The organism is Nocardia sp. NPDC047648, from assembly GCF_040642815.1.
Classification (GTDB): Bacteria; Actinomycetota; Actinomycetes; order Mycobacteriales; family Mycobacteriaceae; genus Nocardia; species Nocardia gamkensis.
Genome location: NZ_JBEYSX010000015.1, coordinates 138,563 through 161,579, shown reverse-complemented (window position 1 = coordinate 161,579; position 23,017 = coordinate 138,563). Strand labels below are relative to the sequence as shown.

22 protein-coding genes and 1 riboswitch are annotated in these 23,017 nt (G+C 68.4%); of the genes, 9 read left to right on the top strand and 13 right to left on the bottom strand.

Annotated features, from left to right (window positions below):
* Positions 1 to 43: 43 nt before the first annotated feature.
* Positions 44 to 1,153, bottom strand: a complete 1,110-nt coding sequence (locus ABZ803_RS27850) for a zinc-dependent metalloprotease (RefSeq protein WP_357043703.1) — start codon at positions 1,151 to 1,153, stop codon at positions 44 to 46.
* A gap of 13 nt (positions 1,154 to 1,166) precedes the next feature.
* Positions 1,167 to 2,606 (bottom strand): D-alanyl-D-alanine carboxypeptidase/D-alanyl-D-alanine-endopeptidase, encoded by a 1,440-nt coding sequence (gene dacB / locus ABZ803_RS27845; protein ID WP_357043795.1) that lies wholly within the window; start codon positions 2,604 to 2,606, stop codon positions 1,167 to 1,169.
* A 217-nt stretch (positions 2,607 to 2,823) separates the two neighbouring features.
* Here dacB and ABZ803_RS27840 point away from each other — a divergent pair, with 217 nt between their 5' ends.
* Positions 2,824 to 3,315: an inorganic diphosphatase gene (locus tag ABZ803_RS27840; protein WP_040864523.1), complete on the top strand. Its 492-nt coding sequence runs from the start codon at positions 2,824 to 2,826 to the stop codon at positions 3,313 to 3,315.
* A 124-nt stretch (positions 3,316 to 3,439) separates the two neighbouring features.
* Here the strand turns inward: ABZ803_RS27840 and ABZ803_RS27835 are convergent, their stop codons facing one another.
* Together ABZ803_RS27835 and ABZ803_RS27830 are read right to left on the bottom strand one after the other, a co-directional pair.
* Positions 3,440 to 3,682, bottom strand: a complete 243-nt coding sequence (locus ABZ803_RS27835; protein ID WP_357043701.1) for a hypothetical protein — start codon at positions 3,680 to 3,682, stop codon at positions 3,440 to 3,442.
* Positions 3,683 to 3,868: 186 nt separating this feature from the next.
* Positions 3,869 to 4,690, bottom strand: coding sequence for a crotonase/enoyl-CoA hydratase family protein (locus ABZ803_RS27830; RefSeq protein WP_357043699.1), 822 nt, complete (start codon positions 4,688 to 4,690; stop codon positions 3,869 to 3,871).
* A 193-nt stretch (positions 4,691 to 4,883) separates the two neighbouring features.
* On the opposite strand from ABZ803_RS27830, the gene ABZ803_RS27825 reads away from it, so the two are divergent.
* From ABZ803_RS27825 to ABZ803_RS27815, 3 genes are all read left to right on the top strand, one after another.
* Complete coding sequence (locus ABZ803_RS27825) at positions 4,884 to 5,204, top strand: 2-oxo-4-hydroxy-4-carboxy-5-ureidoimidazoline decarboxylase (RefSeq protein ID WP_062974679.1); 321 nt, start codon at positions 4,884 to 4,886, stop codon at positions 5,202 to 5,204.
* A gap of 54 nt (positions 5,205 to 5,258) precedes the next feature.
* Positions 5,259 to 5,735: a YbaK/EbsC family protein gene (locus tag ABZ803_RS27820; protein ID WP_357043697.1), complete on the top strand. Its 477-nt coding sequence runs from the start codon at positions 5,259 to 5,261 to the stop codon at positions 5,733 to 5,735.
* A gap of 88 nt (positions 5,736 to 5,823) precedes the next feature.
* Positions 5,824 to 6,375, top strand: coding sequence for a flavin reductase family protein (locus tag ABZ803_RS27815; RefSeq protein ID WP_062974675.1), 552 nt, complete (start codon positions 5,824 to 5,826; stop codon positions 6,373 to 6,375).
* Positions 6,376 to 6,451: 76 nt separating this feature from the next.
* Here ABZ803_RS27815 and ABZ803_RS27810 read toward each other — a convergent pair whose 3' ends face one another.
* On the bottom strand, positions 6,452 to 7,771 hold the full coding sequence (locus ABZ803_RS27810; RefSeq protein WP_357043695.1) for an aminotransferase class V-fold PLP-dependent enzyme: 1,320 nt from the start codon (positions 7,769 to 7,771) through the stop codon (positions 6,452 to 6,454).
* A gap of 47 nt (positions 7,772 to 7,818) precedes the next feature.
* A riboswitch (SAM riboswitch) is annotated at positions 7,819 to 7,932 on the bottom strand.
* Between the two features lie 670 nt (positions 7,933 to 8,602).
* Here ABZ803_RS27810 and ABZ803_RS27805 point away from each other — a divergent pair.
* Positions 8,603 to 12,514, top strand: a complete 3,912-nt coding sequence (locus ABZ803_RS27805; protein WP_357043693.1) for a Pls/PosA family non-ribosomal peptide synthetase — start codon at positions 8,603 to 8,605, stop codon at positions 12,512 to 12,514.
* Complete coding sequence (locus ABZ803_RS27800; RefSeq protein WP_357043691.1) at positions 12,514 to 13,860, top strand: M1 family metallopeptidase; 1,347 nt, start codon at positions 12,514 to 12,516, stop codon at positions 13,858 to 13,860. The genes ABZ803_RS27805 and ABZ803_RS27800 overlap by 1 nt, the downstream gene beginning before the upstream one ends.
* Here ABZ803_RS27800 and ABZ803_RS27795 read toward each other — a convergent pair whose 3' ends face one another.
* The 3 genes from ABZ803_RS27795 to ABZ803_RS27785 are packed head-to-tail and all read right to left on the bottom strand — an operon-like array spanning position 13,861 to position 14,899.
* Entirely contained in the window at positions 13,861 to 14,046 is a 186-nt protein-coding gene (locus ABZ803_RS27795) for a hypothetical protein (protein ID WP_062974667.1), read from the bottom strand.
* A 27-nt stretch (positions 14,047 to 14,073) separates the two neighbouring features.
* Entirely contained in the window at positions 14,074 to 14,532 is a 459-nt protein-coding gene (locus tag ABZ803_RS27790) for a DUF2752 domain-containing protein (protein WP_357043689.1), read from the bottom strand.
* Between the two features lie 49 nt (positions 14,533 to 14,581).
* Positions 14,582 to 14,899 carry a glyoxalase superfamily protein gene (locus ABZ803_RS27785; RefSeq protein ID WP_357043687.1) on the bottom strand — a complete coding sequence of 106 codons (318 nt, stop codon included), beginning with the start codon at positions 14,897 to 14,899 and terminating at the stop codon, positions 14,582 to 14,584.
* 188 nt (positions 14,900 to 15,087) lie between these two features.
* Here ABZ803_RS27785 and ABZ803_RS27780 point away from each other — a divergent pair, with 188 nt between their 5' ends.
* From ABZ803_RS27780 to ABZ803_RS27770, 3 genes are all read left to right on the top strand, one after another.
* A complete protein-coding gene (locus ABZ803_RS27780) occupies positions 15,088 to 16,140 on the top strand; it encodes an alpha/beta hydrolase (protein ID WP_357043685.1) in 1,053 nt (350 codons plus the stop codon).
* Between the two features lie 283 nt (positions 16,141 to 16,423).
* Complete coding sequence (locus tag ABZ803_RS27775) at positions 16,424 to 16,879, top strand: hypothetical protein (protein ID WP_357043683.1); 456 nt, start codon at positions 16,424 to 16,426, stop codon at positions 16,877 to 16,879.
* A gap of 134 nt (positions 16,880 to 17,013) precedes the next feature.
* Positions 17,014 to 17,436, top strand: coding sequence for a PPOX class F420-dependent oxidoreductase (locus ABZ803_RS27770; protein ID WP_357043681.1), 423 nt, complete (start codon positions 17,014 to 17,016; stop codon positions 17,434 to 17,436).
* 38 nt (positions 17,437 to 17,474) lie between these two features.
* Here ABZ803_RS27770 and ABZ803_RS27765 read toward each other — a convergent pair whose 3' ends face one another.
* The 5 genes from ABZ803_RS27765 to ABZ803_RS27745 all read right to left on the bottom strand — a co-directional run bounded on the left by ABZ803_RS27765 (position 17,475) and on the right by ABZ803_RS27745 (position 22,987).
* Positions 17,475 to 18,083 carry a hypothetical protein gene (locus tag ABZ803_RS27765; protein ID WP_357043679.1) on the bottom strand — a complete coding sequence of 203 codons (609 nt, stop codon included), beginning with the start codon at positions 18,081 to 18,083 and terminating at the stop codon, positions 17,475 to 17,477.
* Positions 18,084 to 18,213: 130 nt separating this feature from the next.
* Positions 18,214 to 19,830: an MFS transporter gene (locus tag ABZ803_RS27760; protein WP_357043677.1), complete on the bottom strand. Its 1,617-nt coding sequence runs from the start codon at positions 19,828 to 19,830 to the stop codon at positions 18,214 to 18,216.
* Positions 19,831 to 20,190: 360 nt separating this feature from the next.
* Positions 20,191 to 21,399, bottom strand: a complete 1,209-nt coding sequence (locus tag ABZ803_RS27755) for a SpoIIE family protein phosphatase (protein ID WP_357043675.1) — start codon at positions 21,397 to 21,399, stop codon at positions 20,191 to 20,193.
* A gap of 47 nt (positions 21,400 to 21,446) precedes the next feature.
* Entirely contained in the window at positions 21,447 to 22,256 is an 810-nt protein-coding gene (locus tag ABZ803_RS27750) for an alpha/beta hydrolase (protein WP_357043673.1), read from the bottom strand.
* A 227-nt stretch (positions 22,257 to 22,483) separates the two neighbouring features.
* Complete coding sequence (locus ABZ803_RS27745) at positions 22,484 to 22,987, bottom strand: SPW repeat protein (protein ID WP_357043671.1); 504 nt, start codon at positions 22,985 to 22,987, stop codon at positions 22,484 to 22,486.
* Positions 22,988 to 23,017: the final 30 nt, after the last annotated feature.

Genomic DNA, 23,017 nt, shown 5'->3' with positions numbered 1-23,017 from the left:
CGGCCGACCGCGACCGGCGATCCATCGCAGTGGCGCTGCTCGCTCAGGCCAGCACGCGCTCGATCCAGCGCTGCGGATGCTCGATCTCGTCGGTGCGCGGCAGCGTGTCGGCATCGGTCCACACCGTGTTGAACCGAGTCATCCCGACGGTGCCGACCACCTCGTCGACGAACTTCTTGCCGCGCACGTATTGGGCGACCTTCGCGTCCACGCCGAGCAGGGCGCGCAGGAGGCGTTGCACCGGGTTGGTCGGACGCCTGCGCCGCTGGTCGAACGCGGTGCGGATCTGCTCGACCGACGGGACCACCGCCGGGCCGACCGCGTCCATGACGTGGTCGGCGTGCCCTTCCAGCAGGGTGCCGAGCATGAGCAGCCGGTCCAGCGCCGCGCGCTGCGGCGGCGCCTGGGTGGCGCGCAGCAGGCCGACCACACCGCGCGCGGCCGGGTCGTCGGAGGCGGCCCCGCGACGACGGTCGCGCACCTCGTCGACCAGCCGCGACAGCATCTCGCTCACCGGCTCCTCGGCGACCTCGCCGAGAACGTCGACGTTGGCGCGCATGTAGTCCCCGAGCCAGGGCGCGGAGGAGAATTGCACCCGGTGGGTCACCTCGTGCAGGCAGACCCAGAGCCGGAAGTCGCTCGGCGACACACCGAGGGCCCGCTCGACGGCCACGATGTTCGGCGCGACCAGCAGCAAGGTGCCGTCGGACCCGGTGAACGGGTCGTATTGACCGAGAATCGCCGTGGACAGGAAGGCGAGCATCGCGCCCGCCTGCACACCGGCGGGTTTGCCCGCGAGAAGTTTGCGGTCCGGCCCCGCCGCACCGGTCCCGGTGAGCTGGGCCATCGAGTCGGCGGCCGCCGTGATCCACCCCGGCCGGTCGACGATCCTGGCCGACGGGACCGGCCGGTCGTCCAGCAGTCCGCTGACCTCACGTACCGGCGCCTCCGCCCGCACCGAGGAATCGGCGAGTTCGGCGACCACCTGTTCGGCGGAGTAGCGCGACGTGCGCGGACCCGCCGGAACCAGAGCGGAGCCGGTTTTCGCGGCCAAGCGCCAATCGACCACGCCGGACAGACCCGAGCGGCCCTTTCGCCGCTCGACCCCATCGGCGGAGCCGAATTCAGCTGCCTCGGAACCTTGCTGGGTCATGATCAACCACCCGTCAGGAGCATCCACAATTTCGCAGCGTGCCTGCGATCGCGTCCAACGCGGGCCTACTCACCTCCGGCGGTCGATCGTTCGACATCAAAGCGAAGGTCAGCACCCGCCCATCGGCGTCCAGCACATACCCGACCAACGCGCTGGACACCGACAGAGTTCCGGTCTTGGCCCGCACCCAGCCCGCGCCCTGACGGTCCCGGGCGACGTAACGGCTGGTCAGTGAGCCCGTCGCACCCGCGACCGGCAGATCGTCGAGCATCGGCGCCAAGGTGGCCGCGACCCGGTCGTTCTCCGGCTGGGCCTTGGTACCGGCCGGTTTCACCGCCGTGGCTCCGGTGGGCTCGGCCGCGCTCGCCACGACCCGGTCGAGCAACCGCGCGGGAATCCGGTCGTCCACCGAAAGCCCGCTGCTGTCGTGCATATCCAGGCCGGACAGATCGAAACCGGCCTTGCTCAGCGCCGCGCGCACCGCGGTGGCCCCGCCGGTGAACGACGCCTCGCCGCCGGTGGCCGTGGAGATCTCCCGTCCGATCGCCTCGGCGAGCACGTTGTCGGAGTGGACCATCATGTCGCGCAACCGGTCGCGCAGCGGCGCCGAGCGCACGGAGGCGATCTCGGCCGCACCGGCAGGCGCGGTGCCCACGCGTACCTTGGCCGGGTCCGACCCCAGATCGGCGGCCAAGCGCCGCCCGGCGTCGAGAGCGGGCGTCGCGGTGCGCGGCGAGTACTCGACGAGCGGTTGCAGGCGGCCGCCGTCGATCATCACCGGCTCGATCGGGGCGATGGAGCCCTCGGGGATGTCCACCGGGTCCCAGCCCTGCGCCATGGTGGGGCCGGTGTAGGCGGAGATGTCGACGACGATCGTGTCCACCGCGCGCCCGGCCGACTTGATCTGGGTGACCAGGTCGGACAGCCGCGGCCCGTTCGGGTAGTACCCCTTGCCGTCCGGTTGCGCGGTGAGCGTCGGGTCGCCGCCGCCGACCAGTACCAGTTCGTTCGGCGCGGCGCCCGCGACGACCTTCGTGATCACCCGGTGCTCGCCGGGCAGCGTGAGCAGGGCCGCCGCGCTGGTGAGGATCTTCGCGGTGGACGACGGGATCATCGGCCGGTTCGCGTCGCCGCTCCACAGCACCATCCCGCTGTCGGCGTCGGTCACCTGACCCGCGAACGCGCCGAGGTCCGGATTGGCGATCACCGGGGCGAGCGCGGCGGCGATCCCCGCCGGGCTCGGAGCGGAATCGGTGGATCGGGCGGGACCGACCTGTGGAGACGGCTCGACCGGAGCGGGCGGGTCGGCGATGGTGAGGCCACCGTGCCGGAACTCGTCGGTCCACGGCCGCACCGCGAGCAGTGCCACGGCGGCGGCGACGACCAGGACGACCACCGTGCTCGAGATCCAGATCCACCTGTTGCGGCGCCGCCGGGCGGCCAGCCCACCGATGTTCTCGTTGCCACCAAACACGTCGCCGCCGCTCTCCTGACCGATTCCCGCAGCAGCCGCCTGCCGCACCCATATCCGCGACGCCCACACTATCCTCGTTGCGCAACCGTTCCCCTGAACAACCTGGCGAGTCGGCGCACTCCGCAGCGGCCGAGTCGGCAGTCGCCGAAAAGCAGCCGAGTCGCCGAGCTCGGCACCGATGCACGAAGGAGATGGCGTGGAGTTCGACGTCACTATCGAGATCCCCAAGGGTTCCCGGAACAAGTACGAAGTCGATCACGAGACCGGCCGGGTCCGGCTCGACCGGTTCCTGTACACGTCCATGGTCTATCCCGCCGACTACGGCTACATCGAGAACACCCTCGGCGAGGACGGTGACCCGCTGGACGCGCTGGTCCTGCTGCCCGATTCGGTGTTCCCCGGCGTGATCGTGGAAGCCCGTCCGGTCGCTATGTACAAGATGACCGACGAGGCGGGCGGCGACGACAAGATCCTGTGCGTGCCCGCGGGCGACCCGCGCTGGGACCACATCCAGGATCTGAAGGATGTGCCGGAGTTCGAGCTGGCCGCGATCAAGCACTTCTTCGAGCGCTACAAGGACCTGGAGCCCGGCAAGTTCGTCAAGGGCTCGGAGTGGGTCGGACGCGCCGAGGCCGAGGCCGAGGTGGAGGCGTCCATCCAGCGCCTGAAGGACCAGGGCGGGCACTGAAAGCCCTCGGGCACAACGAAAGCGGGGAGTCCGGTAGGCACGGACTCCCCGCTTTCGTTTTCCGGGCGCGAAAGATGAGAAGGGGCACCCGGAAACCGGATGCCCCTTCTCGGCGTCAGGTGGCTCAGTAGTAGATGTACAGGTCGTAGCCGTCCCAGGACTCGATGCACTCCCAGTAGTAGCCGCCGGTGCTGGGCGACTCGCCGTCGGCCCGGCAGGCGTTCAGCGTGGCGTAGGTACCGACGTAGGTGCCGCCGTAGGCGACCTCCTGGTAAACCGGCGCGGCCGAGGCCGAAGCAGCCGTCGACACCCCGGCGACGGCGGCGGTGGCCAGCAGACCAGCGGCGAGGAAGGACTTGATACGCATTGTTCTTGCTCCTGAATGCGAGGCGAAATTTCCGACGTCCCAAACGATATGGACGATCGGCGCCTCGCACAGCCACCCCTAGGGTGAGGGCAAGGCAACCCTGAGGCGAATCACCTTGCCACCCTCGATACCCACCCTTGGTGGCTCGGCACAGCGCACTCGCGGAGTACGGGCGCGCCGCGGGTGTCACTGGCCGCGGAATTCGGGCGCGCGTTTTTCGAAGACGGCCTTGATCGCCTCGGTGAGGTCCTCCGAGGGCAGGAACGCGGCGTTCCACGCGGAGACGTAGCGCAGGCCCGCCGCGACCTCGTCCTTGCGCCGCTGATCGAGCACGTCCTTGACGCCCTGCACCACCAGCGGCGGGTTCGCGGCGATCTCGCGCGCGGTGGCGTGCGCCGCGTCCAGCACCGCATCCTGGTCCGCGAAGACCTCGTTGACCAGACCGATCTTCTCCGCGCGCGCGGCGTCGATGTCCTTGGCGGTGTAGGCCAGCTCCCGCAGGTGCCCCTCGCCGATGATGCCGGGCAGCCGGTGCAGCGAGCCGATGTCGGCGACGATCGCGACCTTCGCCTCACGCAAGCTGAACTTGGCGTCGGCGCTGGCATAGCGGATGTCCACGGCCGCGATCAGGTCGAGCCCGCCGCCGATGCACCAGCCGGACACCGCGGCGATCACCGGCTTGCGGCAGTCCGCCACCGCCGTGACCGAGGCCTGCATCTTGCGCAGCTCGGTGAGGAAGTCGGTGCGCGGCGCGGCCAGGGCGCGATCTGCCATGAGCGGACCGAACGTGCCGCTCATCGCGGGCAGGTCCAGACCATAGGAGAAGTGCTTGCCCGAGCCGGTCAGCACGATCGCGCGCACCTCGGGGTCGGCGTCGAGCGCCTGGAAGACCTCCGGCAGCTCGCGCCAGAAGTCGGGGCCCATCGCGTTGCCCTTGCCGGGCCCGATCAACGTCACCTGCGCGACGTGATCCTTGGTTTCGACGGTGAAAGCCTGCCAATCAGTCATTTGTACAGCGTATCGAGACCACGCCGGGCGGGTATCCCGGCCCGCGCGAGCTCGGTGTGCGAGGATTCGCCGCGAAACCTCGCAGCGTGTAAATCCTGCGCAAATTGCGCGGCGGCGCACTGGTTCCCGGTTCGGGATTCAGCGGATCATGGTCGAGTCAGCAAACCTCATTCGCCGGTTTTCGGAGGACACCATGCTGATGCATCGGGGAATCGGCCTCGACCGGTTCAACGGCCTGCCGCGCGGTCGCGCGATTCATGCCCTCTACGAGTGCTGCTGCAACGTGACGTGGGCCGCGACGCTGGCCGACGCTCGCCCCTATCCGGATCGGGACGCGCTGCTGAGCAAGGCCGATGTCGAACTGCTCGCGCTGTCCCAGCGGGACGTCGATCGCGCCTTCGAAGGGGTTGCGCACGAACCGGTCTCGTCACACTGCCTCGCCGAACTGGCACGGGTCACCCGCGAGCGAATCGCCGGGATGCTCGGGCCGGCCGAGGGCTACCCGGAATACTGAACCGGCGGCGCGACTTGCCCGGCGTACCGACGGCAATCGCTCTACCCTGGTGAGATGCGCAGGTCGTCATTGCCACCGGTCGCCTGCCGGGTCGCGGACACCCTCATCTCCCGGGGCCATCACGGTCTCATCGTCGCCCAGCCGGAGCCGACCCACACCGCCGCCGACGCCGCACGGGCCCTCGGTGTGGACGTGGGGGCGATCACGAAATCACTGGTGTTCCTGCTCGACGACGACCCGGTGCTGCTGCTGGTCTCGGGAGCGCACCAAGTCGATCTGGCGAAGACCGGCGCGCGCCTGGGCGGGACGCTGAGCCGCGCCCCCGCGGAGATGGTGCGGGAGGTGACCGGTCAGCCCATCGGCGGCGTCGCACCGGTCGGTCACCCGACCAACCTGCCCACCTGGGTGGACAGCGCGCTGGGGCGCCATCGGGAGCTGTGGGCAGCGGGCGGGCATCCGAACACCATCTTCCGCACGTCGTTCCCGGAATTGCTGCGGATCACCGCGGGTCTTCCGATCGATGTCGACTGACTCGACGGCCGCGCGGCGAGTCCGGTGCCCGCACGAGTGCGATCAATGCCACCCGCACCTGCGGGGCGTCCGGGCGTAGTTTCGTGAGGTGACCGACGCACCACGGCCCGAGACGGAACTACAGATCCCCGACGATCTGAGCGGCATCACCGCGGAGCAGTATCGCGCCTCCATGCGCCACTATCCGGCCGGCGTCACCGTCGTCACCCTGACTTCGCCGCAGGGGCCGGTCGGCTTCACCGCGACCTCCTTCGCCTCGCTGTCACTGGACCCGCCGCTGGTGTCGTTCAATATCGCGCACACCTCCTCCAGCCTGTCCGCCATGCTGGACGCCGAGTCCGTCGTCATCCACTTCCTCGGCGAACACCAGCAACACCTGGCCCACCGGTTCTCCAGGACCGCGGAGGAGCGCTTCACCGACCGCGCCCTGTGGACCACCTTGGACACCGGCGAACCGGTCCTGCACGGCACCCCCATCTGGTTGCGCGCCACGGTGCACCAACTGATCCCCATCGGCGACCACACCTTCGTCGTCGGCTTGGTCACCCGGGTCCACGACAACACCGACGAGAAACCCGCCGCCGCGCCATTGCTGTACTACAACGGGCGCTACTACCGACCGATCGCCCTGAGCGACTGACCCGCGTCGCCTACGCCGCGTAGACACCGCCCGCAGCTCACGAGGCGCGACTGCGCGGATCGGGAAGAGCGCGGTTTCAGCCGACGAGGCAGGGGGCCGCGCCGGTGGGGGCGGTGGAGGTGAAGGGGCGCGTTTCGGGGGTGGGGTTCCAGACGCCGTTCTCGGCGGCGTAGTTCCAGGTGGGGCCCGTTCGCGCGAGGATGGCGATCGCCTCGATCAGGCGGTCCACGTCGGCGGAGGTGGTGCCGAGGCCGATGCTGGCGCGCAGTGCGCCGCTCGAGCCGAGCCGGGCGAGCAAGGGGTGGGCGCAGAAACGTCCGTCGCGCACACCGATGCCGTGTTCGGCGGAGAGATAGGCGGCAACGTGGCCGGGGGCGAAATCGTCCAGGGTGAAGGCGACGATGCCGACGGAATCGGGGCTGTCGATCCAGATCCGCAGCAGGTGGACGCCGGGGATCGTGGCCAAGCCGTCGCGCAGGCGGTCGGCGAGCCGGTGTTCGTGCGCGGCAAGGGTTTCGGCGTCGATCCCGCTGAGCGCGTCACAAGCCGCGGCCAGCGCGGCGGCGCCGAGCACGTTCGGCGAGCCTGCTTCGTGCCGCTGCGGAGCGGACGCCCATTCGGCCGCGTCGCTGCGCACCTCACGCACCGCGCCGCCGCCCGCGAGGTAGGGCTGCGCCGCGTCGAGCCAATCCCGCTTGCCCACCAGCACACCGGCGCCGAACGGCGCGTAGAGCTTATGCCCGGAGAACGCCAGGTAGTCGATCGCGGTGTCCCGCAGGCTGATCCGCCGATGCGGCGCCAACTGGGCGGCGTCCACCAGGATCCGGGCGCCGCACTGATGCGCGATGGTGGCCAGCCGTTCCAGCGGAAGCACCTCGCCGGTCACGTTCGACGCGCCGGTCACCGCGAGCAATGCGGCCGGCTTGCTGCACAGTTCGGCGACCAGCCTGCCGATGGTCTCCTCGACCGTGTCGGCGGCCCGCACGACGCGCCTGCCCCGCTTGGTCCACGGCAGGAAGTTGGCGTGGTGCTCGATGTCGAGCACCACGGTGTCCCCGGGGACGCAGGAGGCCAGCAGGTTCAGCGAGTCGGTGGTGTTGCGGGTGAAGACCACCACCTGATCGTCGGCGGCGTCGAGGAACCGGGACACCGATCCGCGAGCGGCTTCGTAGCACTCGGTGGAGATCCGCGAGGCGTAGCCGGCGCCGCGGTGCACGCTCGCGTAGTACGGCAGCAACTGCTGCACCCGGTCGGTGACCTGGGCCAACGCGGGCGCACTCGCGGCGTAGTCGAAGTTGGCGTAGGTCGCCGATCCGCCGTGCACCAGCGGCACGCGCAGTTCGTCGCCGGACACCCGGGCGAGTGCGGCACAGGAGTTGTCGACAGCAGTAGTCATCACGTGAATCCCGTCGGCTCAGGGACTCGCGACCGAACGATTCGGCGAGTCCGCGCTTGCCGCGCCCGGTTGGGCGGCGGCCGGGTCGTCACCCGGAGCACCCCACCGCGGAGGAGGGTTGCCGGCCAGCAAGCCGGGGCTTTGCGCTGGCACTCATGACCAGACCCGAGAGTGGCAGAAGCGCCCCGGCACTGTCAACCACGTTCCACCCGAGTCCCCACGAGCACCGCGTGGACATAACCACCACGCGTCGGCCATTACAAGCACCCCCACGACGACGCGCGAGCCGCGCCCGACGCGGGCTTTCGCGTCTCGGCACCGGCCTGTCCACGGGTGAACGCGCCTCGGTTCGCTCGGCGGTTACCACCGACCCGATCCGATGCCGATGCGACTCGGTCCCCGCTCGTTTCCCGCATCGGCGCAGCTTCTCGAGCGCCTCCGTATCTCGAACCGCTGAACCCGATCGCGGCGCGCCCCGCTGCGACTCCCCCGATGACCGGCCGGAACGAACCGGCGTCCCGGCCCTCGCGAGGACCAGATCCGGACCGCTCGATGAGCCGAATCACACCTTCGGATCAGCGATCTCCCGGCGAACGCGGCGGGCGAGCCGCCCACCAGCGTTTTGCCCCGCCGGAACGGCGAATATCGATCCCACCTGCAACAACTCGCATCGCGCCCACCGATCCGGCATCCGGTTCGGTGAACAACAAGCGACGACAACCCCGGGTACCGTGGACAGCTGGCCACAGCGCTGTTTGCCCTTTGGTAACCCAGCTATGACACAACAACGGGAAAGTGTGAGGCAAGTCGATGGGAGGTGCGCACAGCACCATGCTCGAGACAGACGTCGACGCGCCGGCGGGCCCGTTGTCACGCGGCGATCGCGCACCGGAGGCCAGGACGCTCGTCGACATCCTGACCGCGACGGCACTCGCCCATCCCGACGCCCCCGCCATCGACGACGGCCACGTGGTGCTGTCCTATCTGGAATTGGTCGTCGAGATCGAGAACACCATGGCCCGGCTCGCCACCGCGGGCGTGCGGCCCGGCGATCGGGTCGGCGTGCGCATGCCGTCGGGCACCCGCGGGCTCTATGTGACCATCCTCGCCGTCCTCTACTCCGGCGCCGCTTACGTGCCGGTCGACGCCGACGACCCGGACGAGCGCGCCCAGCTGGTCTTCGGGGAAGCGCAGGTCACCGCGATCGTGACCGCCGAAGGCATCGAGACCACGGCCGCGGGCATCCGCGCAGCGGAGCAGCAGCGCGAACAGACCTGGTCGACGCTGCCCACTCCCGGCGACGACGCCTGGATCATCTTCACCTCCGGTTCCACCGGCACTCCGAAAGGCGTTGCCGTCACTCATCGCAACGCGGCCGCCTTCGTCGACGCCGAGGCCGATCTTTTCCTGCGCGACGCCCCGATCGGTCCGGGTGACCGGGTGCTGGCGGGTCTGTCGGTCGCCTTCGACGCGTCCTGCGAGGAGATGTGGCTGGCCTGGCGCAACGGCGCCTGCCTGGTGCCCGCCCCGCGTGAGCTGGTGCGCACCGGCGCCGACCTCGGCCCGTGGCTGGTGCGGCGGGAGATCAGCGTGGTCTCGACCGTCCCGACCCTGGCGGCGACCTGGCCGGTGGAGGCATTGGAGGCGGTGCGCCTGCTCATCTTCGGTGGCGAGGCCGTCCCGCCGGAGCTCGCCGAGCGCCTCGCGGGGAACGGCGATTCGGCTCGCGAGGTGTGGAACACCTACGGCCCCACCGAGGCCACGGTCGTCGCCTGCGCCGCGCGCTTGGACGGCCGGTGGCCGATCCGAATCGGCCTGCCGCTCAACGGCTGGGACCTCGTCGTGGTGGACCAGGCGGGTAACCCGGTGGCCGAGGGGGAATCCGGCGAACTGGTGATCGGCGGCGTCGGACTGGCTCGCTATCTCGACCCGGTCAAGGACGCCGAGAAGTACGCGCCGCTGCCTTCTGTCGGCTGGGAGCGCGCCTACCGCAGCGGTGACCTGGTCCGCAACGACAGCGCCGGACTGGTCTTCCTCGGCCGCGCCGACGATCAGATCAAATTGGGCGGGCGGCGCATCGAACTCGGCGAGATCGACAACGCTCTGCAACACCTGCCCGGCGTCACGGGCGCCGCGGCGGCCATCCGGACCACCAAGGCGGGCAACAAGCTTCTGGTCGGCTATCTGACCGGCCCCGGCCCGGACTTCGATATCAAGGCCGCGCGCGCCGTCCTCGGTGGACAACTTCCGGCACCGCTGGTGCCCAGGCTGGCGGTGGTCGACGAGCTGCCCACCCGTACCTCCGGGAAGGTGGACCGCGACGCGCTGCCCTGGCCGCTGCCCAATGCCGCCGAGGACGACGACGACAACGACCTGACCGGCACCGCCCAATGGGTCGCCGGATTATGGGATGCCATTCTCGGCGCTGAGGTCGGCGATCTCGACGCGGACTTCTTCGACCTGGGCGGCGGCTCGCTCGCGGCGGCGCAGCTGGTCACCGCCCTGCGCGAACGGTATCCGCAGATCGCCGTCGCGGACGTCTACGACCATCCCCGCCTCGGCGCGCTGACCGACCTGCTGGAACAGACCACGCCCGCGGTGGCCGTCGCCGAGCGGACGGTCCGGCCGACGCCGCTGCCCGCGCAGGCGGCGCAGGTGCTGGCCACCATCCCGCTGACCACCCTCACCGGATTGCAGTGGCTCACCTGGCTGGCGATCGTCGGCAATATCGCGGCCTGGTCCGGCTCACTGCCCTGGCTACCCCAGCTGTCCTGGTGGTGGACGCTGGCCGCGTTCCTGCTGTTCATCTCGCCGCCCGGCCGTATGGCGATCTGCGTGGCGGGCGCGCGGCTGCTGCTGCGCGGCATCCGGCGCGGCAGCTATCCGCGCGGTGGCTCGGTACATCTGCGGCTGTGGGCGGCCGTCCGTCTCTCCGAGGCCAGCGGCGCCGAGAACCTGTCCGGAGCGCCGTGGATGGTGCCGTTCGCCCGCGCGCTCGGCGCGAAGATCGGCAAGGGCGTCGACCTGCACAGCCTCCCGCCGGTGACGGGCATGCTCGAACTCGGTGACGGGTGCAGTGTGGAGCCCGAGGTCGACCTGTCCGGCTACTGGATCGACGGCGACGTGGTGCATCTGGGCCCGATCACGATCGGCCCCGGCGCGGTGGTCGGCTCACGCTCGATCTTGTTGCCGGGCACCAAGATCGGCAAGAACGCCGAGGTGGCCCCCGGCTCCGCGGTATCGGGCAAGGTGAAGGCGGACCAGGACTGGGCCGGTTCGCCCGCGGTGAAGGTCGGTAAAGCACAGCACCGCTGGCCCGCGCACACGCCCGATCGTGCCCGGCACTGGGTGGGCATCTTCGGAATCACGTCGATGGCACTGGCCGCCATGCCGATTCTCGGTATCGGCGCCGGTGGGGCGTTCCTGGCCTGGTTCGTTCGCGACACCCGCACGCTCGCCGCCGGCGCCGCGCGCGCGTTCGCCGTGCTTCCCCTCGCGACCTTGCTCAGCCTGGGCGTCTACGCCGCGGCGACCATCGTCGCGGTCCGGCTGCTGAGCATCGGCCTCACCGAGGGCTACCACCCGGTGCGCAGCCGGGTCGGCTGGCAGGCCTGGGCCACCGAGCGGCTACTGGATTCCGCGCGCACCTTCCTGTTCCCGCTGTACGCCAGCCTGCTCACTCCTCTGTGGCTGCGCTTGCTCGGCGCGAAGATAGGCAAGAGCGTCGAGGCGTCGACCGTGCTGCTGCTGCCGAAGTTCACCACCGTCGCCGACGGGGCGTTCCTAGCCGACGACACGATGATCGCCGGTTACGAACTCGGCGGCGGCTGGCTGCACATCGGGGAGGCGAAGGTCGGCAAGCGCGCTTTCCTCGGCAACTCCGGAATGACCGCGCCCGGCCGCCGTGTCCCGAAGAACGGCCTGGTCGCGGTGCTGTCGGCGGCGCCGTCCAAGGCGAAACCCGGCTCGTCATGGCTGGGCAGCCCGCCGGTCCGGCTGCGCCGCGCCGCGGAGAACGCCGATACCGCGCGCACCTTCGACCCGCCCCCGCGCTTGCGGGTAGCCCGCGGCATCGTCGAAACCTGCCGCTTGGTCCCGGTGCTGGTGACCTTCGCGATCGGGCTCGGCGTGCTTTTCACCCTCGCTTGGCTCGCGCAGACGTTCGGCCATCTGACCGCCGGACTGCTCAGCGGGTTGGTGCTGCTGGCGGCAGGCGCTGTCGCGGGGGCGAGCGCGGTGGCCGCCAAATGGTTGCTGGTGGGGCGGATACGCACCGGGGAACATCCGCTGTGGAGCTCGTTCGTCTGGCGTAACGAGGTCTCCGACACCTTCGTGGAAACGGTTGCCGCGCCGTGGTTCGCGCGCGCGGCGACCGGGACGCCCGTACTGAACCTGTGGCTTCGCGGTCTCGGCGCGCACATCGGGCGCGGGGTATGGTGCGAGTCCTACTGGCTACCGGAGGCGGACCTGGTGACTCTCGGCGACGGCGCGACCGTGGAACGCGGCTGTGTGGTGCAGACCCATCTGTTCCACGACCGAATCATGGCCATGGACACCGTCACTCTCGGCGCGGGCGCCACCCTCGGTCCGCACTGCGTGGCGCTGCCCGCCTCGGCGCTCGGCGACGGCGCGACCATCGGCCCGGCTTCGCTGGTCATGCGCGGTGACACGGTGCCCGCCTCGACGCGCTGGTGGGGCAACCCGATCGCGCCCTGGTTCACGGGCGACCCCGGGGCGCGCTGATGACGGGCAAGTTCTACGAAGCCCCCATCGACGAGTACCTCCCGCAGAACGGCAACCGGGGGTATCGGGTCACCCGGTACGAACTGGAGCTGGCCTACCGGGTCGCCGCCAACCGCCTCACCGGGCGCGCGGCGATCACCGCGGTGACCACCGAGGTGCGCACCCGGTTCGCACTCGATCTCGCCCAGGCGCTGAGCGTGTCGAAGGTGTCCGTCAACGGGATCAAGGCCGCGAAATTCGCCCATCAGCACGGCAAGTTGATCGTCACGCCGCAGCAGCGGATTCCGGCGGGCGGTGTGCTGGCGCTGGTGGTGCAGTACGGCGGTACCCCGAAACCGGTGCGCGGGCCGTGGGGCGAGGTCGGCTGGGAGGAACTCACCGAGGGCGCGCTCGTGGCCAGCCAGCCCAACGGCGCGGCGTCCTGGTTCCCCTGTGACGACCACCCGAGTTCCAAAGCGAGCTATCGGATCTCGATCACCACCGATTCGCCGTACTACGCGGTGGCGAACGGAACCCTGCTGCGCAAGCAGACCAAGGCCAGTCAGACCACGTGGGTGTACGAGCAGCCCGAACCGATGTCCAGCTACCTGGCGACCATCCAGATCGGTCACTATCGCAAGCACCGCATCGGCCCCTCGCACTCCGCGGTGCCGATGCACGCCGTCCTACCGCCGCGGTTGCGCGCCAACTTCGACCACGACTTCGCTCGCCAGCCACGGATGCTCGAGGTCTTCAGCGAGAAGTTCGGCCCCTATCCGTTCGAGGACTACACCGTGGTCGTCACCGACGACGAACTGGAGATCCCGATCGAGGCGCAGGGCATCTCCATCTTCGGCGCCAACCATTGCGATGGCCGGCGCGGCGCCGAACGGCTGGTCGCGCACGAGCTGGCCCATCAATGGTTCGGCAACAGCCTGACCATCCGGCAGTGGCGCGATATCTGGCTACACGAAGGCTTCGCCTGCTACGCGGAATGGATCTGGTCGGAGGCCGCGGGCGGACCCACCGCCGACCAGCTGGCCCGCGCCGCGCGGCACAACCTCTCCCGCGAGCCCCAGGACATCGTCATCGGCGATCCGGGACCGCAGCGCATGTTCGACGATCGCGTCTACAAGCGGGGTGCGCTCACCCTGCACGCCCTGCGCCTGGAACTCGGCGATTCGGGTTTCTTCGACCTGCTGCGCGAGTGGACCATCCGCTACCGCCACACATCGGTGACCACCGAGGAGTTCACCGACCTGGCGGGACACTACAGCCTGGTCTCGCTGCGCCCGCTGTGGGACAGCTGGCTGCTCGCCGAGCGGCTACCGCAGCTGCCGCCCTACGGCGGCGCGTCGACGGCCTGATCAGAACACCAGATAGCGGGCGGCGAGTTCCTCGACGAGCGGATCGTCCTCCGGGACGTTCGCCAGAGCGTCCAGATCGGTTTCCACGGCGATCTGCCGGGGGTCGTCGTGCTCGGTATCCCGCGGATCCTCGATGAGCTGGCGCAGCAACTTCTCCCGCACCCGGGTCTTCAGCGAATCGTTCATACCTGAGGGTGCCCCCACATCGGAGTGTTACACGGGTGTGAACAGGGTTCCCCACGGCGTATTGCGCACCACGGTGTAGATCGCCAGCAAGGCGAAGAATGTCCACATGGTGGTCCGGCTGATCGACGGAAGCCGCATCTTCTGCCCGCGCCAGGCCTGGACGGTCCAGTCCGTCACCCACACCACGAACGCGACGACCAGCGGGATCGCGAGCAAGTTGCTGTGCAGGGCATCGAGCACGTGCCCGTCGGTGAGATTGTGCACGGCGCGCATCCCACCGCAGCCTGGGCAGTACCAACCGGTCAGCGCGTAGACCGGGCAGGTGCCATAGGAGCCTTCGACGTGCGGATCGCGCAAATGCAGCAGCACCCCGACGCCCACTCCGATACCAGCGACGAGCAGGGGAAGTCCGACGCCGCGCCAACCGGTCCTCGGCTCGGATCCCAGCTCCGTAGCGGGGCCGGAGGAAGGTTGCGCGATGTCCACGAAGTCAACCGTAACCGGGCGACGATCGAGGGCGCCACAGCAGCGCCGCCTATTTCGGCTGCGCGAACCGCAGCACGTTGCCGGACGGGTCGGCATTGCGGGAACGCTCGGCGCTCAGCTCGGCATGCCAGGCGAAGACGTCACCGACCGCGATCACACGACGCTGCCCGGCGTGCCGTCTCCGTGGTGCTCGCTGAGGTGAAGGTCGCCTCGGCCCGGGCACCTGGGCGTAGAGCGGGAACTCCGCGCCGAACCGGTGCTCCCAGTCGACCGTGAAGCCCAGATGATCCCGGTAGAACTCGTACGTCCGCGCCACGTCGAACATGCGCAGCACGGGTACCGGCGGGGCGCAGTGAACGGCCGTCACGTCGTGATTTTGCCATCGCACCGCGATACGCCCGAAACCTCACAGCCCGGTTCATTCCGAAATGATCTTTTGCGGTAGCGATTCCGGGGGTACTCCCCGATATACACCAGGAATGCCGTCGTGCAGCGCTAGCACTAGCAAGCACCTTGCTTGCACTGTACGGTGACGGTGGACACAAAGGAGTGCTCATGCTGGCGAAGTCGATGAGGACGCTGGCGGACGCGCACAACGGTGCGCTCACCGCCGATTACCGTGCCGGACTGCGGTCCCGCACCTTCCGGACCGCGTCGTTGAACGCGCCCACCGCCCGTCACGCGGTCATCCCCGTCACCACCAAGGACGGCGCTCGCCTGCGAGTACACGCGTACGGTCCCGCCGAGGGCGATGTCATCGTCCTGATCCACGGCTGGAGCTGCAGCATCGAGTACTGGAACCCGCAGATCAACGCCTTCGCCGACCGGTATCGCGTGGTCTGCTACGACCAGCGCGGCCACGGCGCCAGCGAACTCGGCAAGTCGGCCCCCACCAAAGAGTCACTGGCCGACGACCTTTCGGTAGTCCTGAATGCGACGCTGCGCCCCGGGCAACGAGCCGTTCTGGTCGGTCACAGCATGGGCGGGATCACGGTGCAGGCGTGGGCCGCTCGCTATCCGGAGCAGGTGCGCACGCAGGCCGCCGCCGCCGTGCTGCTGAACAGTTCCTCGGGCAACATCCGCTACGACACCGACCTGCTTCCGCTGCTGAACAAGCCGCTGACGCTGGCGGACCGGCCGATCACCGTGCTCGGCGCCACCGTGCGGATGCCCATGATCGTCGCGGAGACGCTGCTCACCGCGCCGGTCCCGCTGCCGGGCGGCTGGCCGGCCAGCGCGCTGCTCAAGGCCCGTGTGATGACTCCGCACGCGACCGCCGACCAGGTGGAGTTCGCGCTGGGCATCGTGCGGTCGTGCCGGCCGCTGACGCGCGGCAGGCACGCCGCCGCGCTGGCCGACATGGATCTCGCCGAAGCCGCCGCCTCCCTCACGGTGCCGACCACCGTGATCGCGGGCGCGCACGACCGCCTGCTGCCCGAACGCATGTCGCGCCGCATCGCCGACGCGCTCGCCGATACGGGCCATCTGGCCGCGTACCACGTGTGGCCCACCGGCCACCTCGGCAATATCGAAGCCGCCGACCGCTTCAACGCGGAGTTGGCCGCTATCGCCGAGACCGCCCATTTGCGCCCTGCGGCCGCGGGCTGACCCGAGACCGCTTCCCTGGGCCGGTCGATGACGCCCGGTCCAGGGGCGAGGGTGAGCCGACCGCCGACCCGCCCCGGTTCGCTATCGCACTCCCGCAGGTTTGCCAACCAGATACTGCATAGACGGCTCTTCGGACGCAGCCCGGCGCTCACCACGAAAATCCGGCGTTTCTACGCCGGATTTCCTTTGTCCAACTCGACCTCCGCACGCTCTCGTTAACATTCGGCGAACTCAAGTCGACTCAGTGGACAGACAGGTTCGGGTTCCGACGAAGGGAGCAGCGGTGAGTGTCTGGCGTGGCGTGGCGGTCCTGACTCTGGCAATCGGTGCACTCGGTGTGACCGCCCCCGCGGCCTCCGCGCTACCCCTAGGCGTCCCCCCTGCGCGAACGCTATGTGGCGGCGATGGCGCCGGCATCGGCATGATCGCCGCCTTCTACGACCCGGACCGCAATTATTCCGGTGTTCCGACGCTCTGGATCCACCCGGAGTTCGTCTTCGCACCCGATCGACCCGGCGGCTCCTGCGGCGTAACGGTCACCGTTTCGTGGCGGAACTCCGATACCGGCGTCTTCGGAACCCTTCCCCCCATACGGCTCGACGACCGGACCCCGGCCGAGGAGAACGTCGCCGGCTCGTGGACACCGGTCGGCATTCCCGCAGGCCTCGGCCGAGTGGAAGTCCTGATCGCGACCGACTCTCCGCACGTCCCGGGCAAGGGAGTCTTCGTAGCTACGTAGTCCGCTCAGCCCGCCCCGGCACGACCGGCGCGGGCTCTCGATCAGTGGCCGATCCATCGATTCGCTTGCTCCAAGCGCGATCTCGTCGGCGCCGGGGCGGGAATGAAAACGTCGGCTGAGCGGTAGAACAACACATGACACTCGACGACGACGCCCGTGCACTCATCGGCCCCGGTGCCGACGCGACGCTGGTCACGATCAACCCGGACGGCAGCCCACAGGTCTCGGTCGTCTGGGTGGCTCTGCAGTCGACACCGGACGGCGACGAACTCGTCACCGCCCACCTCGGCGTCTACCAGAAGATCCGCAACGTCCGCCGCGACCCCCGCGTCGCGGTGACCATCCTGTCCCCGGAACGGGGTGAGGTGATGCGCCCGTATCTCTCGATCACCGGCACCGCCCGCGTGGTGGAGGGCGGCGCACCGGAGCTGCTCCGAGAACTTGCCGAGACTCTGGCAAGTCCGAATGCCGAGTTTCCTCCCGCGGACGCCCCGCCCGGTTACCTCACCCGGATCCGCATCGAGAAGGTCGGCGGCATCGGCCCTTGGGCCTCCTGACACCGATGAGAGTCCCGCGCACCGGCCGAGCCCGGGACTCAGTCGGAGCGACTGCGTGCCTTCATTCTCCGCACCCATTGCGCGATGGCCACCACGGCCGAGAACATCGCCGTCGCGCCGGCCAGCAACGCTGTGCCGGTGAGTTTCGCGGTGGAGAACTCCACCTTTCGTAGTCCCGGCAGGGGGTACTGCCCATTGCCCGAGGCCCATCGAACCACGTAGCCGACCTGAGTCCCGAGGTCGGTGGGTGGGCCGGACCCGATCATCGAGCGCAGCTCCGGTCCCTTTCCGTTCAGATAGACGAGCGTGAAGGCGACGAAGAGCGCCACCGCCACCGCGGAAACGGTCGTCAAGCGAGCGAGCGCTTCGGTGCGGGCCCAGAGATTGATCACCGCGGCGATGACGGTGAGGAAGATCGCGATGGTGGCCAGAATGGCCCACTTACCGCTGAGGTTGGAGTGGTTGGGCGGACTCTTCGACCATAGGCCGACGAGCGTGGTGGTGATGTGGGTTTGACCGAACGCATTGCTCCAGATCGTGCCATCGGGCCCTCCGGTGGCGAGCCACGGCTTGAACAACAGATTGAAGGTGATCAAGCTCCCCACCGCGGCACACAGGAAGCCCGCGTTGTCCCGGAGCAAGATCACGAGTGGTCTGACCCGCGCTCGTAATTTCTCGCCGTCGACTCGGCGTTTTCGGACCCTGCCTGCTGGCCGGCGCGGTGCGGCTGCTTGTTGATCCTTGCTCGCACGCCACGGAGTCGGCTGCACCATCTCGCTAATCCCCGTTCGTCGCATCGATACCTGACGCGCCGTCAGACACCGGCTCGCTACTTATGGCAACTCGCGCTCGTCCGGTCGGAGCGGGAACCTGTTCGGCATCCGCTTCCAAGGCGCTTCCCGAGACGCCGATGACCGCCTCGGGAGTCGTCTCGGAGGGCTTCGCCACGGACAGCGGATCCGCGATGTCCTCCAGGGACTGCCCTTCGGCGTTCACTCCGAAGAACCAGGCGACCAAACCGCCGACGATCATGAACCCGGCGCCGATGAGGTACCCCACCGTGAGCGGGAACCGGTCGGGGCTCGGGTTGTCGGCGCCGCCTACCAAGTGCCCGAACAGGAACGGTGCGACAACCCCGCCGGCGCCCTGCGCGATGGCGAAGAAGAACGAGATGGCTTGACCACGCAGTTCCAGCGGAAAGATCTCGCTGACCGTGAGATAGGCGGAGGAAGCGCCCGCCGAGGCGAAGAAGAAGATGACGCACCAGAAAATCGTCTGCGTGGTGGCGTCGAGCATGCCCGCGTTGAATGCCCAGGCGGAGATGAAAAGCAGGAAACCGGATATCGAGTACGTCGCGCAGATCATCTTCCGGCGACCGATACTGTCGAACAGCGGGCCGAGCACCAATGGGCCGATCAGGTTACCGATCGTGAAGGGGAAGAAATAATATCCCGTGTGATGCGCGGGCACATCGTAGAAATTGATCAGAACCAAGCCGACGGTGAAGAATATCGCGTTGTACAGAAATGCTTGGGTGGCCATCATCGTGAATCCGAGGAAGGAACGGGAAGGATACCTTCCGAAGAAGATCCGCCCCATCTGCAGATAGGACAGCCGCTCCGTGTCCACGATATCCAAGGCTTTGCTCTCGTCGACCGGGGGGAGTTCGACTCCCCTGCTCCGAACCTGCGCTTCGATATCGTCGACGGTCCGCTCGGCTTCCTCGGCCCGCCCGTGGGTGAGCAGCCAGCGGGGGCTCTCGGGGATGTGCCTGCGCAGGAAGATGATGACGAGCCCGAGGACGGGTCCGATGAAGAATCCGAGCCGCCATCCCCAATCGGTGGGAATGAAGCGTTCGTTGAACAGGACCAGACTGGCGGCCGCTCCCAAAGCCGCACCGCCCCAATAGGTGCCGTTGATCGCGATGTCCACCCGGCCCCGATACTTCGACGGCATGATCTCATCGATCGCCGAATTGATCGCCGTGTACTCTCCACCGATTCCGGTGCCAGCGATGAACCGGAAGAAATACAGCGACCACGCATTCCAGGAGAAACCGGCCAATCCGCTGCCGATCAGATAGATCGCCAGGGTCAGGATGAAAAGTTTCTTGCGACCGAGCCGGTCGGTGAGCCGGCCGAAGACGAGTGCGCCGACGACTTGGCCGGCGAGATACCACGAAGCCATCGCACCGACCTGACCGGACGTGAGATGCAGTGCGTCGGCGTCCTGTAGCGGGCCGCCCATGCTGCTGACGATCTGGATCTCGATTCCGTCCAGGATCCAGGAGACGCCGAGCCCCACCACGATGAGCCAATGGAACCCGGTCCACGGAAGCCGGTCCATCCGGGCGGGAACCAGACTTCGGATTACCTTGGTTCGGTTTTCCAACACTTGATGATCACCTCGATTGCAGAAGAAGCCGGTTCGCCCTCGGGGCCGTGTGAGGGTCGGCGGGATAGGACCGCATCGATGCCGGGCAACGATGGTTCCCCGAGGGACGTAAGCCTCGATCTGGTCCTCGGCAGCTGCACCGGCGTCGCTCCTCATCGCCCCGAACGGAACCTGGTTACGCCAGGGTTACATGAATATTGGTTCGTTGTGAATTGTGCCACTATTCGACGGCTCATTAAAGTTGTGAGATATTCCCCGCTCAGCGAAGCGGCGTTTCAGCAGGTAGCGGTTCGGGACGCGGTCGAACGGATCCGCTCACAGTGGGGCACAGCTCTCGAAACCCGGTGTCCCCGGCCGGAATCAGGACGTGGCGTCCCGCGACGGAGGTAGCGCGTGGATCGCGAGGACGGCGGTATCGTCCTCCACTCCGGATCCGAAGGAGGCGAGCAGTTCTCGGATGGCCTCGACGCCGCCGGAGGCCGTGACCGGCGCCAGCGCGCGAGCGAATTCGATGAGCGCGCCGTCGCCGTAGCGACCGCCGTTCGCCGTCGTGCGGGCTTCGGTGAGCCCGTCGGTGTAGAGAATCAGGGTGTCGCCGACCTCGAGCCGGAACTTCCTGGTGACGATCTGGGCGTTTCGGATCGCCCCGATGAGCTGACCGCCCCAGGTATGCATTTCCTCCACGTCCCCGTCGGAGCGTAAGAGCAGGGCCGGCGGGTGCCCGCCCCCGGCCAGGGTGATCTCGCAACCCCCACGCTGGGGAGTGGGTTCGATCAGGCCGAAGATGATCGTGCAGAACCGTGGGTTGTGGCCGTGGGACCGCTCGGTGAGGGTGGTATTGAGCATGTCGAGCACGGCGGCCGGATCGCGGGTGTAGGCGGTGGCGGTGCGCAGTGTGTAGCGGGCCTGGGACGTGAGGGCCGCGGCAGGAGCGCCTTTGCCGCAGACATCGCCCAGGAACATTCCCCAGCTGCCGCCGGTGATCGGGAACAGATCGTAGAAGTCGCCGCCGACCTCATCGGCGGAGGCGATGTGGTAGTACGCGGCGACCTCGAGGCCGGGAACATCGGGTAGTTCGGGTGGTAGCAGTGTGGTCTGCAAAGTGGCGTTCAGACGCTGGAGGCGTTCGCGCTCCTGCTCGGCTTCGCGTCGTGCCCGTAGCAGCTCGGTCTCGTAGGCGCGGCGCTCGCGGGCATCGAAGACGGTGGTGCGAATCAGCAGCGGTTGTCCCTGGCTGCCGGTTTTGACCTGCGAGCTGACCAGCACGGGTAGTCGGCGGCCGTCGGTGGTCTTCATCTCCAGGGCGATTCCGCGAATCTTCCCCTGCATGCGTAGCAGGGGAGCGAAATGGGTCTCGTGATAGAGGCGGCCACCCACGGTGAGCAGGTCGGAGAAGTGCTTCCGGCCGACCAGTTCGTCGCGCCGCCAGCCCAGCCAGTCGAGCAGCGTGGCATTCACCTTGGCGATGCGACCGTCCAGCGAGGTGGAGAGGTATCCGCAGGGCGCGTTCTCGTACAGGTCCTCGGGGCTGTCCTCGAGCAACGCGGCGAACGCCGCCTCGTCATCCATCCCCGCTCCGAGAGCACTGCCACAGTCTCGGTCGCCCGCGGCGCTCGTCATCCGGTCTCGGCGGCGAAGGCGGCTATGGCGTCGGCGGTCTCCGCCGGAGCACTGAGCTGGGGGCAGTGGCCGGTTGCCGTCAGCGTGACCAGTCTGCTGCCCCGGATCCGCTCGTGGACGAAGGCCCCGACCTCGAGTGGGGCGATAGCGTCATCGGAGCATTGCAGGATCAGAGTGGGTACCTGCACCGCGTCGAGATCGGCCCGGTTGTCGGCGAGGAACGTGACGCGGGCGAAGACACGGGCGATTTCCGGGTCGGTGCGGCAGAAACTGTTGGTGAGTTCCTCGGCGAGCTCCGGCCGATCCGGGTTGCCCATGATGACCGGCGCCATCGCGCCCGACCAACCCAGATAGTTCGCATCGAGCGCCTCCAGGAGTTCCTCGATGTCGGCGGCATCGAAGCCGCCCCGATATCCGGTGGCCGGATCATCGATGAAGCACGGCGAAGGAGCCACCAGCACCAGTCCGGCGAACGCCGCGGGCTCACGGGCGGCGGCGAGCACTCCCATCGTCGCACTCACCGAGTGCCCGACGAAGATCACCGGCCCCAGCGCGAGTTCGCGAAGCAGCGCGAGCACATCCTCGACGTACCCGTCCATGCTGGAATAACGCTGCGGACTCCAGGCCGAGAGATCCGAGCGGCCCGCACCCACGTGATCGAACAGCACGACGGTGAAATCCCGCTCCAGAACCGGGACGACCAGCCGCCACATGTGCTGGTCGCAACCGAAGCCGTGGGCGAGCACGACCACCGGCGCGCCGGTCTTGCCGCTGACGGTCACATGGTTCCTGCTCAGCACCTTCACATAGCCACCTTCGCAGAAAACTCGTGCGAACGCCCGCCGCCGGTCGTTCTGCCTGGCAGGGGGAAGACGGCTTTCGGTAGAGGTCGGGTCTGGGATAGCCAGCGCCCGCGGCCACCCCAGACCCAACACCTCTCAGTGTGCGAAGAACGCATCCTCGGACGGCTTCGATTTGCAGGGGTTTGCGCGTCGAAAAAGCCGCGCCGATTCAGCCGGGATGAACTGCGTTCTCACCGCGCGGAAGTTTCCGGCGGCAGCCCGGACGGTCGCTGCGTTCGAGTCGCGTTCGCGGCAGGCGCCTCTCCGGTGAGGCGGCTGGTCCGGCTCATCCCGAGGAACATCGAGCCAAGGCCGAGCAGCACAGCGATTGCGCCGGTGACCACGTTGTTCCAGATCGTCGACGTGGTGTCGACGTTGCCGTTGACCACCCAGGGAGCCAGGATCGTCCAGAGGCCGAGCAGTGGCGCGGCCCAGACGATGCCATGGGTCCGGCCGTAAACCGAGGCGAATCCGAAGGCCAGCATCGCGAGGGCGATGCCGATGACGAGGTTGTTGACGGTCAACGTCGAGAACCCGTTGAACCCCACGACCCACGGGGAGATCGCGATGTAGAGCCCGGTCAGGAACATCAGGCCGGTGACCGCTTGGGCGTCGGGCGCCTCGGAGGCGCGCTCGTACTTCTCCCGCAACTCCACGATGTCGGGATGCCGACTCATCATGGTTTCACTACTCATACTCTCCACCACCCTTCAGACGTAGTGGCG

Excerpts from the sequence above, each read along its gene's own strand:
- ABZ803_RS27850 (WP_357043703.1), bottom strand. The coding sequence starts at position 1,153 with ATGACCCAGCAAGGTTCCGAGGCAGCTGAATTCGGCTCCGCCGATGGG.
- ABZ803_RS27835 (WP_357043701.1), bottom strand. The coding sequence starts at position 3,682 with ATGCGTATCAAGTCCTTCCTCGCCGCTGGTCTGCTGGCCACCGCCGCC.
- ABZ803_RS27830 (WP_357043699.1), bottom strand. The coding sequence starts at position 4,690 with ATGACTGATTGGCAGGCTTTCACCGTCGAAACCAAGGATCACGTCGCG.
- ABZ803_RS27825 (WP_062974679.1), top strand. The coding sequence starts at position 4,884 with ATGCTGATGCATCGGGGAATCGGCCTCGACCGGTTCAACGGCCTGCCG.
- ABZ803_RS27820 (WP_357043697.1), top strand. The coding sequence starts at position 5,259 with ATGCGCAGGTCGTCATTGCCACCGGTCGCCTGCCGGGTCGCGGACACC.
- ABZ803_RS27810 (WP_357043695.1), bottom strand. The coding sequence starts at position 7,771 with ATGACTACTGCTGTCGACAACTCCTGTGCCGCACTCGCCCGGGTGTCC.
- ABZ803_RS27805 (WP_357043693.1), top strand. The coding sequence starts at position 8,603 with ATGCTCGAGACAGACGTCGACGCGCCGGCGGGCCCGTTGTCACGCGGC.
- ABZ803_RS27800 (WP_357043691.1), top strand. The coding sequence starts at position 12,514 with ATGACGGGCAAGTTCTACGAAGCCCCCATCGACGAGTACCTCCCGCAG.
- ABZ803_RS27795 (WP_062974667.1), bottom strand. The coding sequence starts at position 14,046 with ATGAACGATTCGCTGAAGACCCGGGTGCGGGAGAAGTTGCTGCGCCAG.
- ABZ803_RS27780 (WP_357043685.1), top strand. The coding sequence starts at position 15,088 with ATGCTGGCGAAGTCGATGAGGACGCTGGCGGACGCGCACAACGGTGCG.
- ABZ803_RS27770 (WP_357043681.1), top strand. The coding sequence starts at position 17,014 with ATGACACTCGACGACGACGCCCGTGCACTCATCGGCCCCGGTGCCGAC.
- ABZ803_RS27755 (WP_357043675.1), bottom strand. The coding sequence starts at position 21,399 with ATGGATGACGAGGCGGCGTTCGCCGCGTTGCTCGAGGACAGCCCCGAG.
- ABZ803_RS27745 (WP_357043671.1), bottom strand. The coding sequence starts at position 22,987 with ATGAGTAGTGAAACCATGATGAGTCGGCATCCCGACATCGTGGAGTTG.